Annotated in this window: 13 protein-coding genes; 7 read left to right on the top strand and 6 right to left on the bottom strand. The window is 74.7% G+C overall.

Going from position 1 to position 16,961, the window contains the following annotated elements; translation table 11 throughout:
- Positions 1 to 81: 81 nt before the first annotated feature.
- The 4 genes from AB5J54_RS07385 to AB5J54_RS07370 all read right to left on the bottom strand — a co-directional run bounded on the left by AB5J54_RS07385 (position 82) and on the right by AB5J54_RS07370 (position 3,585).
- Positions 82 to 456 (bottom strand): RNA polymerase-binding protein RbpA, encoded by a 375-nt coding sequence (locus AB5J54_RS07385; RefSeq protein WP_015032218.1) that lies wholly within the window; start codon positions 454 to 456, stop codon positions 82 to 84.
- A gap of 255 nt (positions 457 to 711) precedes the next feature.
- Complete coding sequence (locus AB5J54_RS07380; RefSeq protein WP_369143092.1) at positions 712 to 2,082, bottom strand: MFS transporter; 1,371 nt, start codon at positions 2,080 to 2,082, stop codon at positions 712 to 714.
- Between the two features lie 40 nt (positions 2,083 to 2,122).
- The gene (locus AB5J54_RS07375; protein ID WP_369143091.1) at positions 2,123 to 2,887 is read right to left on the bottom strand and encodes a glycerophosphodiester phosphodiesterase; all 765 of its coding nucleotides are present in this window, start codon (positions 2,885 to 2,887) and stop codon (positions 2,123 to 2,125) included.
- On the bottom strand, positions 2,884 to 3,585 hold the full coding sequence (locus AB5J54_RS07370; protein ID WP_369143090.1) for a YitT family protein: 702 nt from the start codon (positions 3,583 to 3,585) through the stop codon (positions 2,884 to 2,886). The genes AB5J54_RS07375 and AB5J54_RS07370 overlap by 4 nt, the downstream gene beginning before the upstream one ends.
- A gap of 103 nt (positions 3,586 to 3,688) precedes the next feature.
- Between AB5J54_RS07370 and AB5J54_RS07365 the strand changes: the two genes are divergently transcribed.
- Positions 3,689 to 5,188: a PLP-dependent aminotransferase family protein gene (locus AB5J54_RS07365; RefSeq protein WP_369143089.1), complete on the top strand. Its 1,500-nt coding sequence runs from the start codon at positions 3,689 to 3,691 to the stop codon at positions 5,186 to 5,188.
- 72 nt (positions 5,189 to 5,260) lie between these two features.
- Here the strand turns inward: AB5J54_RS07365 and AB5J54_RS07360 are convergent, their stop codons facing one another.
- Positions 5,261 to 6,994 carry a hypothetical protein gene (locus AB5J54_RS07360; RefSeq protein WP_369143088.1) on the bottom strand — a complete coding sequence of 578 codons (1,734 nt, stop codon included), beginning with the start codon at positions 6,992 to 6,994 and terminating at the stop codon, positions 5,261 to 5,263.
- 37 nt (positions 6,995 to 7,031) lie between these two features.
- Positions 7,032 to 7,226 carry a hypothetical protein gene (locus AB5J54_RS07355; RefSeq protein ID WP_030691317.1) on the bottom strand — a complete coding sequence of 65 codons (195 nt, stop codon included), beginning with the start codon at positions 7,224 to 7,226 and terminating at the stop codon, positions 7,032 to 7,034.
- A 307-nt stretch (positions 7,227 to 7,533) separates the two neighbouring features.
- Here AB5J54_RS07355 and AB5J54_RS07350 point away from each other — a divergent pair, with 307 nt between their 5' ends.
- The 6 genes from AB5J54_RS07350 (at position 7,534) to AB5J54_RS07325 (ending at position 16,948) form a co-directional block, all read left to right on the top strand.
- Entirely contained in the window at positions 7,534 to 7,926 is a 393-nt protein-coding gene (locus AB5J54_RS07350; RefSeq protein ID WP_369143086.1) for an ankyrin repeat domain-containing protein, read from the top strand.
- Positions 7,927 to 8,185: 259 nt separating this feature from the next.
- Positions 8,186 to 9,601 (top strand): HEAT repeat domain-containing protein, encoded by a 1,416-nt coding sequence (locus AB5J54_RS07345; RefSeq protein WP_369143085.1) that lies wholly within the window; start codon positions 8,186 to 8,188, stop codon positions 9,599 to 9,601.
- A gap of 246 nt (positions 9,602 to 9,847) precedes the next feature.
- On the top strand, positions 9,848 to 10,969 hold the full coding sequence (locus tag AB5J54_RS07340; RefSeq protein WP_369143084.1) for a glycosyltransferase family 4 protein: 1,122 nt from the start codon (positions 9,848 to 9,850) through the stop codon (positions 10,967 to 10,969).
- Positions 10,966 to 12,195: a glycosyltransferase gene (locus tag AB5J54_RS07335; protein ID WP_369143083.1), complete on the top strand. Its 1,230-nt coding sequence runs from the start codon at positions 10,966 to 10,968 to the stop codon at positions 12,193 to 12,195. The genes AB5J54_RS07340 and AB5J54_RS07335 overlap by 4 nt, the downstream gene beginning before the upstream one ends.
- Positions 12,196 to 12,392: 197 nt before the next feature.
- Positions 12,393 to 13,358 (top strand): SGNH/GDSL hydrolase family protein, encoded by a 966-nt coding sequence (locus AB5J54_RS07330; RefSeq protein WP_369149248.1) that lies wholly within the window; start codon positions 12,393 to 12,395, stop codon positions 13,356 to 13,358.
- Positions 13,355 to 16,948, top strand: coding sequence for a hydantoinase B/oxoprolinase family protein (locus tag AB5J54_RS07325; RefSeq protein WP_369143082.1), 3,594 nt, complete (start codon positions 13,355 to 13,357; stop codon positions 16,946 to 16,948). The genes AB5J54_RS07330 and AB5J54_RS07325 overlap by 4 nt, the downstream gene beginning before the upstream one ends.
- Positions 16,949 to 16,961: the final 13 nt, after the last annotated feature.

Below are 16,961 nucleotides of genomic sequence, written 5' to 3'. Positions count from 1 at the left end.
AGCGGGGCACGGGAACGCCGCGGGGCCCGGTACACGATGTGTGTACCGGGCCCCGCGGCGTTGTGCTTGTGCGGCGATCCGCTAGGCGGACTTGCGGCTGTCGCGCGGATGCACGGCGATGTTCATGGCACCGGAGCGCAGGACGGCCAGCCTCTCGGCGAGGACCTCCTCCAGCTCCTCGCGGGTGCGCCGCTCCATGAGCATGTCCCAGTGCGTACGCGCAGGCTTGCCCTTCTTCTCCTCAGGTCCGTCCCCGTCCACCAGGAGTGCCTGGATTCCGCAGACCTTGCACTCCCACTCCGGCGGAATCTCCGCCTCGACCGAGAAGGGCATCTCAAAACGATGTCCCTTCTCGCATGCGTACTCCACCGCCTGGCGCGGGGCCAGATCGATGCCGCGGTCGGTCTCGTAGCTCGTCACCACGAGGCGCGTGCCGCGAAGAGCTCGCTCACTCATGAATCGTGCCTCCCGGGCTTGTCGCCCACAGGACAGGTGTCGCTGTCGTCGTTATCCGGTCAACGTCCGGTCGGCGGTAAAGATTCCCGTGCCGGGTCATGCGTCGCCCGTCGTGCCGCCCCTTGTTGTACCCACCAGTGCCCGTTTTGTCACATCTGACGGCAGATGTGACCCGGTGTCTTCACCAAAGCAGCACGCAGTAACGGTCCGCCTGGCAGGCCAAACGCGTACACTACCGCCCTTTCACCGCCACGTCTAAATACGGTCGGGTATCGGGTTCCCCGCGGCCTCCACCGCACGCCGGACCGGGACCCGGGCGAGCAGCGTGAAACCGACGGCGAAGAAGATCACCAGGGAGATGATGGCATCCCGGTAGCTTCCGGTCAGCTGATACGCGAGACCGAACACCAGCGGACCCAGCCAGCTGAGCCCCCGGTCGCTCATCTCGTACGCCGAGAAGTACTCCGCCTCCTTGCCGCGCGGCACCAGATGCGAGAACAGCGAGCGCGACAGGGCCTGGCTGCCGCCCAGGACCAGACCGATCGCGGCCGCCAGGCAGTAGAAGAACACCGGCGAGCCGGCCGGCAGGAAGTAGCCCGCCACCAGGATCAGCGTCCAGACCGCCAGCGAGCCCAGAATCGTCCGCTTGGCGCCGTACACCCGGGCGAGTCGCCCCATCCCGAGGGCCCCCGCCACCGCGAGCACCTGGACGAGCAGGACGGCCGTGATGAGCGTCGTCTGATCGAGGTCCAGCTCCTCGGAGCCGTACACGGAGGCCTGCGAGATCACCGTCTGCACGCCGTCGTTGTAGACCAGGTACGCGAGGAGGAAGGAGAGCGTCAGCGGGTGCCGGCGCATGTTCTTCAGCGTCGCCCGCAGCTGGCGCCAGCCGCTGCCGACCGCCCCCTCGCCGGCCCGCCCGCCGCCTTCCGTGCGGACCTGCCGGTCGCGCAGCCGGCGCAGCGGCACGAGCGTGAAGGCGCCCCACCACACACCGGCCGAGGCCAGACAGATCCGGACCGCCTCGCCCTCCGTGAGGCCGAAGGAGTCGTGGCCCGAGTACAGGACCAGGTTCAGGACGAGGACCAGCGCGCCGGAGGTGTAGCCGAAGGCCCAGCCGCGCGAGGACACCGCGTCCCGCTCGTCGGGCTCCGCGATCTGCGGCAGATAGGCGTTGTAGAGCACCATCGAGACCGACAGCGAGGCGTTCGCCACGATCAGCAGGAAGGTGCCGAGGAGATAGCGGTCGCCCGCGAGGAAGAACATCCCCGTCGTGGCCGCCGCCCCCACGTACGCCGCCGCCGCGAGCAGCGGCTTCTTCCGGCCCGTGCGGTCGGCCGCCGCGCCCACCAGGGGCATGGCCAGGATCGCCACGACCAGCGAGGCGGACACGGCGTACGCGAACAGCGAGCCCGCCTTCACCGGGATCCCCAGCGGGTGCACGAACCCGTCGGCGTCGGCCGCGGCCCGCGCCACCGAGGTCAGGTACGGCCCCAGGAACACGGTGATCACGCTCGTCGAGTACACGGAGCACGCGAAGTCGTAGAAGTACCAGCCGCGCTGCTCGCGCCGCCGCTCGGCGGGACCGGCGGTGTACTCCTCCGGCTCGGTGGTGTCTGTGGTCAAGGCCGCGCCCCCTCGTTCGTCCCCGTGGCCGGGACGCGGCTCAGACCCACGCTCCCCGGTCGGTGAGCACGCCGCGCAGCGTCTCCAGATGATCGGTCATGATGCCATCGACCCCCAGGTCGAGGAGAGAGTTCATCCGGGCCGGATCGTTCACGGTCCACACGTGGACCTGGAGCCCGCGCGCGTGCGCCTCCCGCACGAACCGGCGGTCGACCACCGGGATCCCCGCCTGGCGCTCCGGGACCTGCGCCGCCACGGCTCCGGCCCGCAGCGCCGCCGGGATCCCCCAGGAGCGCAACCGCAGCCCGGCCACGCCGCGCACCCCGTACGAGGTGGCGAGTCGCGGACCGGCAAGGCGTTGTGCCCGCGCCACCCGGGACTCGGTGAAGGAGCCCACGCAGACCCGGTCCCAGGCGCCGGTCCTGCGGATCAGGTCGACCAGCGGGGCGAGGGCCGACTCGGTCTTGAGGTCCACGTTCCAGCGGGCCTCGGGGAACTCCTCCAGGAGGTCCTCGAAGAGCGGCAGGGGCTCCTCGCCGGCCACCCGGGCCTCCCGGACCGCCGCCCACGGCAGGTCGCGGATCCGGCCCGAGGTGTCCGTCACCCGGTCGAGGGTCGCGTCGTGGAACGCGACGAGCACCCCGTCGGACGTCGTGTGCACATCGGTCTCGAAGTAGCGGTAGCCCGCCGCGGCGGCCCGGCGGAAGGCGGCCGCGGTGTTCTCCAGGCCGTTCGCCGTGCCGCCGCGATGGGCGAACGCGATCGGGGAGGGGTGGTCGAGGTAGGGGTGGCGTACGCGAGTCACGGCCGCAGTATGGCGCCTTCCGGTGTCCCGGTGGCGACCGCGGTGCTTCCGGAGTCGGGCCCCTGGGCGACCACGGGGCTGCCGGAGCCCTGCTCCGGGACCGCGAACCAGCGCAGGAAGAACTGGGCGAGCGGGCCGATCGCGAGCGCGTAGAGGACCGTGCCGACGCCGACCGAGCCGCCGAGCAGGAAGCCGGTGGCGACCACCACCACCTCGATCGCCGTCCGCACCAGCCGGATGGACCGGCCGGTGAGCCGGTGCAGACCGGTCATCAGGCCGTCGCGCGGGCCGGGCCCGAACCGCGCCGCGATGTACAGACCGGTGGCCACCCCGTTGAGGACGATGCCGAGCAGAAGCAGCGGCACCTGCTCGACCAGACCGTCGACGTCCGGGACGAGCGCCAGGGTGCCGTCCATCGCCAGACCGATCACGAACACGTTGGAGACCGTGCCCAGCCCGGGCCGCTGCCGGATCGGGACCCACAGGAGCAGCACCGCCGCACCGACGACGATCGACACCACGCCGATGGTCAGCCCCGTCTTCTCGGCGAGACCCTGGTGGAGGACGCCCCAGGGCTCCAGACCGAGCCCGCTGCGCACGAGCAGCGCCGAGCTGACCCCGTACAGCGCCAGTCCGACGTACAGCTGGACGAGCCGGCGGGTGAGGTGCCGGCCGTGGAGACCGGAGGCGATGGACAAGGAACTGCCCCCCAAGGTGGTGGTAGTGGACTGACTCATGACACTCTGTGGCGGGGGATCGGGTGTCGCCCATGGCCAATTCGAGGAAGGTGGACTGATTTCCATGGCTCAGTGGACTTCGGCGGTGGGACCGGCTCAGCTCGCCCGGCAGCTCCAGGCGCAGCAGCCCCGGCCCGCCGGACCCGGCGCCCGCAAGCCGCCCGCCTACCGCGCCCTGGCCGACGGCATCCGGCTGCTCGTCCTGGAGGGCCGCGTCCCGGTCGCCGCCCGCCTGCCCGCCGAGCGGGAGCTCGCCCTCGCGCTCACCGTCAGCCGCACCACCGTCGCCGCGGCCTACGAGGCGCTGCGCACCGAGGGCTTCCTGGAGTCGCGGCGCGGCGCCGGCAGCTGGACCGCCGTGCCCGCGGGGAACCCGCTGCCCGCGCGCGGCCTCGAACCGCTGCCGCCCGAGTCCCTCGGCTCGATGATCGACCTCGGCTGCGCGGCGCTGCCCGCCCCCGAGCCCTGGCTCACCCGGGGCGTCCAGGGCGCCCTGGAGGAGCTGCCGCCCTACGCCCACACGCACGGGGACTACCCGGCCGGGCTGCCCGCGCTGCGGCAGATGCTCGCCGACCGGTACACCGCGCGCGGGATCCCCACGATGCCCGAGCAGATCATGGTCACGACCGGCGCCATGGGCGCCATCGACGCGATCTGCCACCTCTTCGCGGGGCGCGGCGAGCGGATCGCCGTCGAGTCGCCCTCGTACGCCAACATCCTCCAGCTGATGCGCTCGGCCGGCGCCCGCCTCGTGCCCGTCGCCATGGCCGAGGGCCTCGGCAGCTGGGACCTGCCCCGCTGGCGGCAGGTGCTGCGGGACGCGGCGCCCCGCCTCGCGTACGTCGTCGCCGACTTCCACAACCCGACCGGCGCGCTCGCCGACGAGGACCAGCGGCGCCAGCTGGTCGAGGCGGCCCGCTCGGCCGGCACGGTCCTCGTCGTCGACGAGACCATGGCCGAGCTGCACCTGGACGAGGACCTGGAGATGCCCCGGCCGGTCTGCGCCTTCGACCCGGCGGGCGCCACCGTCCTCACGGTCGGCTCGGCCAGCAAGGCCTTCTGGGCGGGCATGCGGATCGGCTGGGTCCGGGCCGCTCCCGACGTCATCCGTTCCCTGGTGGCCGCGCGCGCGTACGCCGACCTGGGCACCCCCGTCCTGGAGCAGCTCGGTGTGAACTGGCTGATGCGGACGGGCGGCTGGGAGGAGGCCGTGAGCCTCCGCCGCGACCAGGCCAGGGAGAACCGGGACGCGCTGGTCGCCGCCGTCCGCCGGGAGCTCCCGGAGTGGGAGTTCTCGGTCCCGCGCGGCGGTCTGACCCTCTGGGTCCGCACCGGCGGCCTCTCCGGCTCCCGGCTCGCGGAGGTGGGCGAGCGGGTGGGCGTCCGCGTGCCCTCCGGTCCCCGCTTCGGTGTCGACGGCGCCTTCGAGGGCTTCGTCCGGCTGCCGTTCACGGTCGGCGGCCCGGTCGCCGACGAGGCGGCCGTCCGGCTCGCCGCCGCGGCCCGCCTGGTCGAGTCGGGCGCGGGCGGGGGAGCGGAACCGCCGCGGTCGTTCGTGGCCTGACCGGTCACGCGGACACGCAGGAAGGGTCCCCACGCGCGTGCGTGGGGACCCTTCCTGCGTGTCCAGCCGGTCTCAGCCCTCCGCGGGGACGGGGGTGTGGAACGGGGCGGGGCCCGAGTCCTGTTCGGCGCGGGGCGCCGGGGCCGGTTCGGGAGCCGAGCCGGGGACCGTCTCGACCGCGGCGGCCGCGATCGAGACCGTGTCCGAGGCGGTGACGGCCGGCGGGGAGACGGGCGCGGGCGGGGCGGTGGGTGCGGGCGGAGCCTTGACCAGGACGGCCGGGGCGGCCGGGGCCGCGATCGCGCGGCGCTCCGGGAGGAGCTCCAGGACCGCCTGGCGGTGCGTCTCGCTCGTCGCGTCGTCGTACGGGTCGGGCGTCGCCGGCACCTGGAGCCGCAGGACCGGGCCGGTGCCCAGGCGCGCGTAGCCACGGCCCGCCGGGACCTCCGGCGTCGGCGTGGTGTGCGGCCGGGCGCCGAGCACGGCGGCGATCTGCTCCGGCGTGGCGGGCCCGAGGACGACCCGGGCCCTGGTGTGGGTCCGTACCGAATCGCTCAGCGTGTCGACGGAGTCGAACTGCTCGGCGACCACGACCGTGACCTGCGCCGCCCGCCCGTGCCGCAGCGGCACCTGGAGCAGCTCCTGCGGGTCGGGGCGGCCGTCGGCGGCGGCCAGGTGGCCGAGGATGCTCGGCCGGTCGAGCAGGATCCACAGCGGCCGGCGGGTGTCCTCGGGCGCCGGCTGCCCGGCCTGCCGGGCGCGGTTCGCGGCGATGAGCCGCCGCTCCGTCTCGTGTGCCGCCCACTCCAGGGTGGCGAGCGCCCCGGAGAGCCCGCACTCGACCGCGAGGACGCCGTCGCGGCCGGTCAGGCACGCGTACTCGCCGGTGCCGCCGCCCTCGACGATCAGCACGTCGCCGTGGGGGAGGGCCTGGAGGGCGATCGAGCGCAGCAGGGAGGTGGTGCCGCTGCCGGGCTGGCCGACGGCGAGCAGGTGCGGCTCGGTGGAGCGGGGGCCGGTGCGCCAGACGACCGCGGGCGCGTCCTCCGTGCCGTCCGCCGCGACGACGGGCACGGTCCGCTGCACGGCGTCGGCGTCGGTGAAGCCGAGGACCGTCTCGCCCGGCACCGTGACGAAGCGCTGGGCGGCGATGGTGGTGGGCAGGGCGGGCAGCACGCTCATGACGAGCCGGTTGCCCTCCTCGTCCCAGTCGAAGAGGTACTCGCGGCCGCGCCCCGACTTGGCGTGCAGCAGCTGCTCGATGCGGGCGCGGGCGGCCGGCTCGCCGTCCGTGAAGTACGGGGGGTAGGCGATGCGCAGCCGGGTGAGCCGCCCGTCCTCGTCGAAGGCGTACTCGCCGAAGGCTCCGCTCCACTCCCCGCCGTGGGCGAAGAGCGGCGAGGGGTCCTCGGGGACGGAGAAGTACGGCACGAGGGCCTCGTACAGGCCCTTGAGGCGGGCGATCTCCGTGTCGTCGGGCCCGGTCTTCACGACCGGGCGTTCACGGCCCTTCCAGGCGGCCGCGCCCATGAGCAGGACGAGCGCGAGGAGCGGCCCGTACGGCATGAGGGCGACGACCAGGACGCAGGCCGCGACCAGGAGCAGCGTGGGACCACGCCGCTCCTTCGGCGTCGCGGCCCACTTGGCGCGCGCGGTCGCGGCCAGCTTCCGCAGACCACGGGAGACCGTGATCAGCGGATGGAGCACGTCGGTGGCGCTGTCGGCGGCCGAGCGCGCGATCTCTCGACTACGAGCGATCTGTGCGCTGCCGCTGCTCAGAATGCGGGGGAGTGGTCGCCGGGCCACTAAGTACTCCTGAATCGCTGGAAGGGACTGGAGGGCGTCAGAACTTGATCCCGCCCAGGAGGCCGGCGAGGCTCTGGCCGCCCGCCGTGATGCTCGGGGCGATGGCGGTGCCCGCGAGGTAGAAGCCGAACAGCGAGCTGACGAGGGCGTGCGAGGCCTTCATCCCGTCCTTCTTGAAGAACAGGAAGCAGATGATGCCGAGCAGGACCACGCCTGAAATGGACAGGATCATTGGTTGTTCTCCTGGTTGAGGGGACAGTCACCATGAGTCCTTCCAGGTTCACAGCAAGTATCTATGTGACTAAAGGTGCATTAGGGTGAAAAATCGTCGATTTCACTTGACCGGCGGACGCCGGACGCCTCGCCGGGTGGCGAAATGCCCGGCGTGCGCTAGAGGCGGGTCCCGGGGCGGGATGACGTGATCTTTGCCTCGGTCGGGCGCGGTCATGTCGCCGGACGGGCAGTACCCTGTCGATTCACTCGTACGGCCGCGCTTGCCGTGCACAGGCCAACAACGCAGGAGAGAGGCGGTCCACCCGATGAGCGAGACTCCGGACCCCGAGGTCATCGAGCTGGCGTCCAAGGTCTTCGACCTCGCACGCACGGGTGACACCGACGCCCTCGCCGGCTACCTCGACGCGGGCGTCCCCGCGAACCTCACCAACGACAGGGGCGACACCCTCGTCATGCTCGCCGCCTACCACGGCCACGCCGCCGCGGTCACCGCCCTCCTGGAGCGCGGCGCCGAGGCCGACCGCGCCAACGACCGCGGCCAGACCCCGCTCGCCGGCGCCGTCTTCAAGGGCGAGGACGCCGTCGTCCGCGCCCTCCTCGCCGGCGGCGCAGATCCGGAGGCCGGGACTCCGTCCGCGCTCGACACCGCCCGCATGTTCGGCAAGACCGAACTCCTGGAGCTCTTCGGAGCCAGGTGAACGGCGGCTGAACCCCAGGTGGGAGCGGCGTCGTAAATGTGGTCGCGGTGGCGAAATGGGTGGGTCATCATGACGTCGGGCCCGGCAAAACGGGCCACCGACGAGAGGCTGAGGAAGATGGTCACTGGCAGGCGAATGACGACGACGGGCGGCCCCGAATGTTGCCGCACGGCCTAGGCGTACGGGCGATGTACCGCCCGACCGGGTTGCCCCCGGTATCCCCCGGTCGTGTCGACAGCTTGATGTGAGGCGTCTTCCCATGTTCGATCCAGTCATAGCGCCGAGCGGCACCCTGCTCGGCCTGCTGCAGCGGGGCCGCGGCGACGGCACCCTGCACGCGCTCGCCGCGCCACGCGCCGAGGCCCTCGCGGCCCTCAACCACTGCGTTCTCGACGACCCCCGCCACGACTGGCAGGTCGAGAACCGCTCCCTGTACTACGCCCGTCTCTACCTGGACCTCCACGGAGGCCTGGACGAGATCGAGGCGCACCTCTTCGATGCCGAGGACCACCTCGACACCGAGGAGTCCCGGACCGGGCTCGCGCTCGCCGTCCTCGGGCACCTCGCGTCCTACGGACGCCAGGACGCCCTGCTGCTGCTCCGGCGGTACGCGGCGACCGGCGCCAACTGGGCCTGGGCCCTCGACGAGCTCGCGCTCCGCGACGACGACGCCGGACTCCGCGCGCTCGCCCTGCCCGTCCTCGCCCGCTTCCCGGCCGACGCGGAAGGCGAGGCCGAGCTGGCCGCCGTCGTCCGCGACGCCTTCGAGCCCCGGCCCTGGCGGCTGTGGGCCGAGGACCCGCGCGAGTCCGTCGGCGCCCGTATCAGGGCCGCCCGGGACCAGGGCTCCTTCGACCGCTGGCAGCGCCAGATGCGCCCCGCCGGGCCCCGCCCCGGCTGGAGCGTCAAGGCCGTCCTCGACTGGGCGCAGGAGGGGTACGAGCGCGGTGCCGTGCTGCACGGCCCCGCCGCCCGCTGCCTGACCGCCGTCGCCGGACCCGAGGACCGGCCCGAGCTGCTCGCCGCCGCCCGCCACGGGGCGCCCGGAGCCCGCGGCGCCGCCCTCCACCACCTCGCCGAGTCACGGGACCCCGCCGTCCTCGACCTCGTCGAGGCCGCGGCCGACGGCGACTCCCGCGAGATCGCCGACGCCGCCGTCGCCGCCTACCGGCGGATGTGCGGCGACGACGCCGTCGCCCGCGCCCGCGCGTGGGTCCGGCGCACCGACGCCCTCGGGACCGCCGCCGCCGAGGTCCTCGCCTGCCGCGGCATCGCCCAGGACACCCCCCTCGTCCTCGGCGCCCTGCGCGGCACCGTGCGCTCCGCGGGCCCCGACGCCCCCGAGCTCGGCTGCCTCGTCGACGGCGCAGGACGCCTCGGCATCGCCTGCGCGGCGCCCGTGCTGCGCCACGTCTACCGCGAGACGACCTCCTCCCAGCTGCGCGGCCGTGTGGCCCGCGCCCTCGCCGCCACCGACACCACCTTCGCGACCGGCTTCGCCGTCGAATGCCTGTGGGACTGCGAGGAGACCACCCGCGAGGTCGCGGCCCAGCACGCCGAGACCGGTGACGTGCGCGTCGCCGAACGATTGCGCCGGCTCGCCGCGGATCCCGCCGAAGAGGTCGAGGTCCAGACGGCGGTACGCAACCGGATAGGGCCGGACCTCCAGGTCTGACCCCGGCTCCGGGGCAGCGACAGGTCCGACCACCCCCTCCCGGCCCGACCTGCCGCCCCGAGCCACCCGCCACCCGGCCCCCGGGGCGGCGCGGCCTGCGGCGGACCACCCGCCGACCGTGGCCCCGCCCCGGGGGCCGAGGTGTTCTCGCGCCTCCGGCCCTCCGGGGGAAACGCTCATGGGACGTTCCCTCCCCGTCAAGATCCACGTTGGCAGGGACACGCCGGGCCCGACGACAACACCCGTATGCGTGTCGTCATCGTCACCGAATCCTTCCCTCCCGACGTCAACGGTGTGGCGCACTGCGCCCTGCAGACCGCGCGCCACCTCGTCCGGCGGGGCCACACCCCGCTCGTCATCGCCCCCGCCGTCGCCGACCCGGCCGCGGACGCCGACGCCCCCTGCGCCGTCGTCCGGGTGCCCTCCCTCCCCCTGCCCGGCTATCCGCAGGTACGGGTCGCCCTGCCCAGCCGTCGGGTCGCCGCCGCCATCGCCGCCCACCACGCCGACCTCGTCCACCTCGCCGGACCGTTCGTCCTCGGCGTCCGCGGCATGACCGTCGCCGCCCGGCTCGGGATACCCGCCGTCGCCGTCTACCAGACCGACCTCGCCGGCTACGCGCGCACGTACGTCGGGACCGGCGAGGGCGCCGCCTGGCGCCGCCTCCGCGCCGTGCACGGCGCCGCCGACCGCACCCTCGCCCCGTCCTCCGCCGCCGCCCGCGACCTGGAGGCCCACGGCATCGGCCGCATCCGGCTCTGGGGGCGCGGCGTCGACACCGCCCGCTTCCGCCCCGAACTGCGCGACACCGCCCTGCGCCGGGAGCTCGCCCCCGACGGGGAGCTCCTCGTCGGCTACGTGGGCCGGCTCGCCCCCGAGAAGCGGGTGGACCTGCTCACCGAGGTCTGTGCGCTCCCCGGCGTCCGGGTCGTGATCGTCGGGGACGGGCCGAGCGGGCCCGCCCTCCGGGCCGCCCTGCCGGACGCCCGGTTCCTGGGCCGCCGCACCGGCGCCGACCTCGCCCGGATCTTCGCCTCGCTCGACGTCTTCGCCCACACCGGCCCGTACGAGACCTTCTGCCAGACCGTCCAGGAGGCCATGGCGAGCGGGGTCCCGGTCGTCGCCCCGGCCGCCGGCGGACCCCTCGACCTCGTCGACCACGGCCGCACCGGGCTCCTCGTACCCCCGGGGGACGCGGACGCGCTGCGCGAGGCCGTCGCCGCGCTCGCCGCCGCGCCCGGGACGCGCGCCGAGTACGGCCTGGCCGGGCGCGCCGCCGTCGAGGGGCGCACCTGGGAGGCGCTCGGCGACGAGCTGATCGGCCACTACCTGGAGGTGCTGCGCGAGCGGACGGCGGTGGCGGCATGAGCGGCGCCAGAACGGGGAGCGGATCCGGCACGGGCGAGATCCGTACCGAGGCCCGCACGGGGAGCGGATCCGGGCTCCGGATCGTGCGGCTCGCGAACTTCGTGACCCCCACCTCGGGCGGCCTCCGCACCGCCCTCGACCAGCTCGGCCGCGGCTACCTGGCCGCCGGACACGAACCCGTCCTCATCGTCCCCGGCGACGTCGCGAGCGACCACCACACCGCGCAGGGCCGGGTCGTCACCCTCCCCGGCCCCGTCCTGCCCGGCACCGGCGGCTACCGGGTCCTGGCCGACAAGGGCCGGGTCCGCCGCCTCCTCGACGAACTCGCCCCCGACCGGATCGAGGTCTCCGACCGCACCACCCTGCGGTGGACGGGGGAATGGTCGCGACGCGCCCGCGTACCGTCGGTCATGGTCTCCCACGAGACCGCCGACGGCGTGCTGCGCACCTGGGGCGTGCCTGCCGCGCTCGCCGCACGCGCGGCGGACCGGCTCAACCGGCGCACGGCGTGGGCCTTCGCAAGGATCGTGTGCACGACGGAGTGGGCGGAGCGCGAGTTCGTACGGATCGGGGCGCGCAACGTCGTACGGGCCCCGCTCGGCGTGGACCTGGAGCGCTGCCGGCCCGGCCGCCGCAGCACCGCGCTGCGGGCTCGCCACGCGGGCGGGGAGCGGGTGCTGCTCCTGCTGTGCTCCCGGCTCTCGGTCGAGAAGCGGCCCGGCACGGCCCTGGACGCCCTGGAGGAGCTGCGGGGCCTGGGGATCGCGGCGGCGCTCGTCGTCGCGGGGGACGGGCCGCTGAGGGGCTCCCTGGAGCGGCGGGCGCGCGAGCGGCGCCTCCCGGTGCGGTTCCTCGGCCACGTGGCCGACCGGGAGACCCTGGCGGACCTCCAGGCGGCGGCCGACGTGTGCCTGGCCCCGGGGCCCGCGGAGACCTTCGGCCTCTCCGCCCTGGAGGCCCTCGCCTGCGGGACCCCCGTCGTGGTCAGCGCCTCCTCGGCCCTGCCGGAGGTCGTGGGCACGGCGGGGGCGTCCGCCGCCGACACACCCGGCGCCTTCGCCGACGGGGTACGGGGTCTCCTCGCGGCCCCGGAGAGCGCCCGTCGCCGGGCCGCACGCGCGCGTGCGGAGGTCTTCACCTGGGACCGTGCCGTCACCGCCTTCCTCCAGGCCCACGACGCCCTCCCGTCGCCCCGGCCGCGCGTCCCCGAGGAGGCCCGCCGATGAGACGGGAGGCGGCGGGGGTGGGTACGGCAGCGCCGGGAGCCTCGTCCGCCGCGCCGGCGGCACCGGCTCCCGTCCCGGGGGTCAGGCTGCCCGCCCCGCCCGAGGCGGCGCTCGCCGGGCCCGGGGCCTCGGGCGCCGTGCCGGGGCTCCCGGCCGCCCGCCTCGGCGACCCCGCGGGGGCCGCCGGCACCGGGCCCCTGCGGTTCGCCGTCCTCGGGGACTCGTTCAGCGAGGGCGTCGGGGACCGGGTCGGCGGGGCCTGGCGCGGATGGGCGGCGCTGCTCGCGGAGGGCCTCGCGGCCGGGGGGCTCGTGACCGAAGGGCTCGTGACCGAAGGGCTCGGGGCCGGGGAGCGAGGGGCCGCAGAGCACGGGGCCCAGAAGCGCGTGACTGAGCCGCCGAGGTCGGAGCCGCCGAGGTCGGACAGGCCGGGGACGCCGCCGCGGGGGACCGCCTTGCTCAACCTCGCCGTCAGCGGGGCGCTCAGCGCGGACGTCGCCGAACAACAGGCTCCCCGCGCCCTCGCGTTCCGCCCCCACCTCGCCTCCGTCGTCGTCGGCGTGAACGACACCCTCCGCCGGACCTTCGACATCGCACTCCTCGCCCGCCGCCTGGACCGGGTCTGCGCCGACCTCGACGCCCTCGGAGCCGTACTCCTGACGGCCTGTCTTCCCGATCCGGGCCGGATGCTCGGCCTGCCGCCGCCCCTGGCACGCCCGCTCGCCCGCCGCCAGCGCTCCGTCAACGCGGTCGTGCACGCGCTCTCCGCCCGGTACGGGGCCGTCCATCTGCACCTGGCCGACCCCGCCTGGACCGAGGACCGCACTCTGTGGAGCGCCGACCGGCTGCACCCCGGCGAGCGCGGCCACCGGGCCGTCGCCGCCGGCTTCCACGGGCTCCTCGCCGCCCGGGGACTCGTCCACGGCGCACCGCCCTCGACGGAGCCCGCCCAGCCGCCGCCGAGCCGTACCGAGGCCCTCCTCTGGCTCGCCACCGCCGGCACCGGCTGGGTGCTGCGCCGCAGCCGCGACCTGCTCCCGCAGCTCCTCCTGCTCGCCGGCGCCGAACTGCGCCACTGGGCCGACGGCACCGGCACGGCGCCGCTCGACGCGCGCGCGGACGACGCCCTCGCGGCGGCGCTCGCGGCCACAATGGGGAGATGACCGGGCGCTGGGAGTTCTGGATCGACCGCGGCGGCACCTTCACCGACGTCGTGGGGCGACGGCCCGACGGCCGGCTCGTCACCCGCAAGGTGCTCTCCCACGACCCCGCCCGCCGCCAGGACGCGGCCGTCGTCGGCATCCGTCTCCTCCTCGGCCTGGACCCCGGCGAAGTCGTCCCCGCCGACCGGATCGCCGTCGTCAAGATGGGCACCACCGTCGCCACCAACGCCCTCCTGGAGCGGCGCGGCGAGCCGACCGTGCTCCTGATCACCGAGGGCTTCCGCGACGCGCTCCGCATCGCCTACCAGAACCGGCCGAAGCTCTTCGACCGCCACATCGTGCTGCCCGAGGCGGTGTACGCGCGCGTGATCGAGGTGCCCGAGCGGGTCGACGCCCACGGCGGTGTCGTCCGGCCGCTGGACGAGTCCGCCGTCGCCGAAGCGCTCGCCGCGGCGCACCGCGACGGCTTCCGCTCGGCCGCCGTCGTCCTCCTGCACGGCTACCGGCACCCCGGGCACGAGGCCCTGGTCGCGGCCGCGGCCCGGGAGGCGGGCTTCACGCAGGTGAGCTGCTCGCACGAGGTCAGCCCGCTCATCAAGCTGGTCCCGCGCGGGGACACCACCGTCGTCGACGCCTACCTCTCGCCGATCCTGCGCCGGTACGTCGACGAGGTCGCCGCCGAACTCGCCGGAATCCGCCTCATGTTCATGCAGTCCAACGGAGGCCTGCGCGAGGCGGCCCACTTCCGCGGCAAGGACGCCGTCCTGTCGGGACCCGCCGGCGGCGTCGTCGGCATGGCCCGCACCTCGGCGCAGGCGGGACACGACCGTGTCATCGGCTTCGACATGGGCGGCACCTCCACCGATGTGTCGCACTACGCGGGCACCTTCGAGCGTGAACTCGGTACACAGGTCGCGGGCGTGCGGATGCGGGCGCCCATGATGAGCATCCACACCGTCGCGGCGGGCGGCGGCTCCGTCCTCCACTACGACGGGCGCCGCTACCGCGTCGGCCCCGACTCGGCCGGCGCCGTCCCCGGCCCCGCCTGCTACCGCCGCGGCGGCCCCCTGACCGTCACCGACGCCAACGTCATGCTGGGGCGCGTCCAGCCCGGCCACTTCCCCGCCGTCTTCGGCGAGAACGGCGACCTCCCCCTCGACGCCGAGGTCGTGCGGGAGAAGTTCGAGGCCCTCGCCCGGGAGGTCGGCGGCGGCCGCACGCCCGAGGAGGTCGCCGCGGGCTTCCTGGAGATCGCCGTCCTCAACATGGCGAACGCCGTCAAGAAGATCTCCGTGGAGCGCGGCCACGACATCACCCGCTACGCCCTCACCAGCTTCGGCGGCGCCGGCGGCCAGCACGCCTGCGCGGTCGCCGACGCCCTGGGCGTCGACACCGTCCTCGTCCCCCCACTCGCCGGGGTGCTCTCGGCGTACGGGATCGGGCTCGCCGACGCCACCGCCATCCGGGAGAAGTCCGTCGAGGCCGAACTCGACGCCCCCGGCACCCACGACCGCGTGACGGCCCTCTGCGCCGAACTCGCCGACCGCACCCGCGAGGAGCTGCGCGCCGACGGACTGCCCGACGAGGCCGTCTCCACGCACGCGCGCGTGCTCCTGCGGTACGCGGGGACGGACGCGAGCCTGCCCGTCGACCTCGCACCGGCCGACGAGCTGAGAACCGCGTTCACGGACGTTCACCGCGCGCGGTACGCCTTCACCCTGGACCGGCCGCTCGTCGTCGAAGCCGTCACCGTCGAGGCCGTCGGCATCGCCGGACCGCACGGCCCCGTCCTCGTCGACACCGCGGAGCGCACCGGCGCCCCCGCCCCCGCGGCCACCGTCCGGATGCACAGCGCCGGCACACCCCACGACGCCCCGCTCCACCGGCGCGAGGACCTGCGGCCCGGCGACCGCGTGGACGGGCCCGCGATCCTCGCCGAGGCCGACGCCACGACCGTCGTCGACACCGGCTGGCGGGCCACCGCGAGCGACGAGGGCCACCTCCTGCTGCACCGCGTCGTCCCCCGCCCCGCGCGCGTGGCCGCCGGCACGGACGTGGACCCCGTCCTCCTGGAGGTCTTCAACAACCTCTTCATGTCCATCGCCGAGCAGATGGGCGTCCGCCTGGAGAACACCGCCCAGTCCGTCAACATCAAGGAGCGCCTCGACTTCTCCTGCGCCCTCTTCGACGCCGAGGGCAACCTGATCGCCAACGCCCCCCACATCCCCGTCCACCTCGGTTCCATGGGGGAGTCCATCAAGGAGGTGCTGCGCCGGCGCGCGGACGACCTGCGCCCGGGCGACGTGTACGCGATCAACGACCCGTACCACGGCGGCACGCACCTCCCCGACGTCACCGTCGTCACCCCGGTGTTCGGCGACGCCGGAGACGAACTCCGCTTCCTGGTCGCCTCGCGAGGCCACCACGCAGAGATCGGCGGCATCACCCCCGGCTCCATGCCCGCCTTCAGCCGGACCGTCGAGGAGGAGGGCGTCCTCTTCGACAACTGGCTGCTCGTACGCGACGGGCGGCTGCGCGAGACCGAGACCCGCGCCCTGCTCACGGGCGCCCGCCACCCCTCCCGCGACCCGGACACCAACCTCGCCGACCTGCGCGCCCAGATCGCCGCCAACGAGAAGGGCATCGAGGAACTGCGCCGCACGGTCGAGGAGTTCGGGCTCGACGTGGTCCAGGCCTACATGCGGCACGTCCGTGCCAACGCCGAGGAGTCCGTGCGGCGGATCGTGGCGCGCCTCGACGACGGCGCGTACCGCTACGAGACCGACGGGGGAGCGGTGATCCAGGTGGCCGTCCGGGTCGACCGCGAACGGCGCTCCGCCGTCCTCGACTTCACCGGCACCTCCGCCCAGCTGCCCGGGAACGCCAACGCCCCCACCGCCGTCGTCATGGCCGCCGTCCTGTACGTCTTCCGCACCCTCGTCGACGAGGACATCCCGCTCAACAGCGGCTGCCTGGAGCCGCTGGAGGTCCGCGTCCCGCCCGGCTCCATGCTCGCCCCCGTCCACCCGGCGGCCACCGTCGCCGGGAACGTCGAGACCTCCCAGGCCGTCACGGGCGCGCTCTACGCGGCCCTCGGCGTCCAGGCCGAGGGCTCCGGCACCATGAACAACGTCACCTTCGGCAACGCGCGCGTGCAGTACTACGAGACCGTCGCGAGCGGCTCGGGCGCGGGCGACGGCTTCGACGGCGCCGACGCCGTCCAGACCCACATGACCAACTCCCGGCTCACCGACCCCGAGATCCTGGAGTGGCGCCACCCGGTCCGGGTCGACGCCTTCGCGGTACGGGAGGACAGCGGCGGGCGCGGCCGGTGGCGCGGCGGCCACGGCGTGGAGCGGCGGCTGCGCTTCCTGGAGCCGATGACGGTGGCCCTCCTCACCGGACACCGCAGGGTCCCGCCGTACGGAATGGCGGGCGGCGAACCGGGCGCCCTCGGCGAGAACCTCGTGGAACGCGCCGACGGCACCGTCGAACACCTCGAAGGCGCCGCCACCACCGACGTGGGCCCCGGCGACGTCCTCGTCCTGCGCACCCCCGGCGGCGGAGGCTACGCCCCGCCACCCCTCTGAGCCGTCCGCCCGC

The sequence above is a fragment of the Streptomyces sp. R44 genome, from assembly GCF_041053105.1.
In the GTDB taxonomy this organism is placed as follows: Bacteria; Actinomycetota; Actinomycetes; order Streptomycetales; family Streptomycetaceae; genus Streptomyces.
Note: the sequence above shows the minus strand (reverse complement) of the source record. Positions and strands in the feature narration are given on the sequence as shown.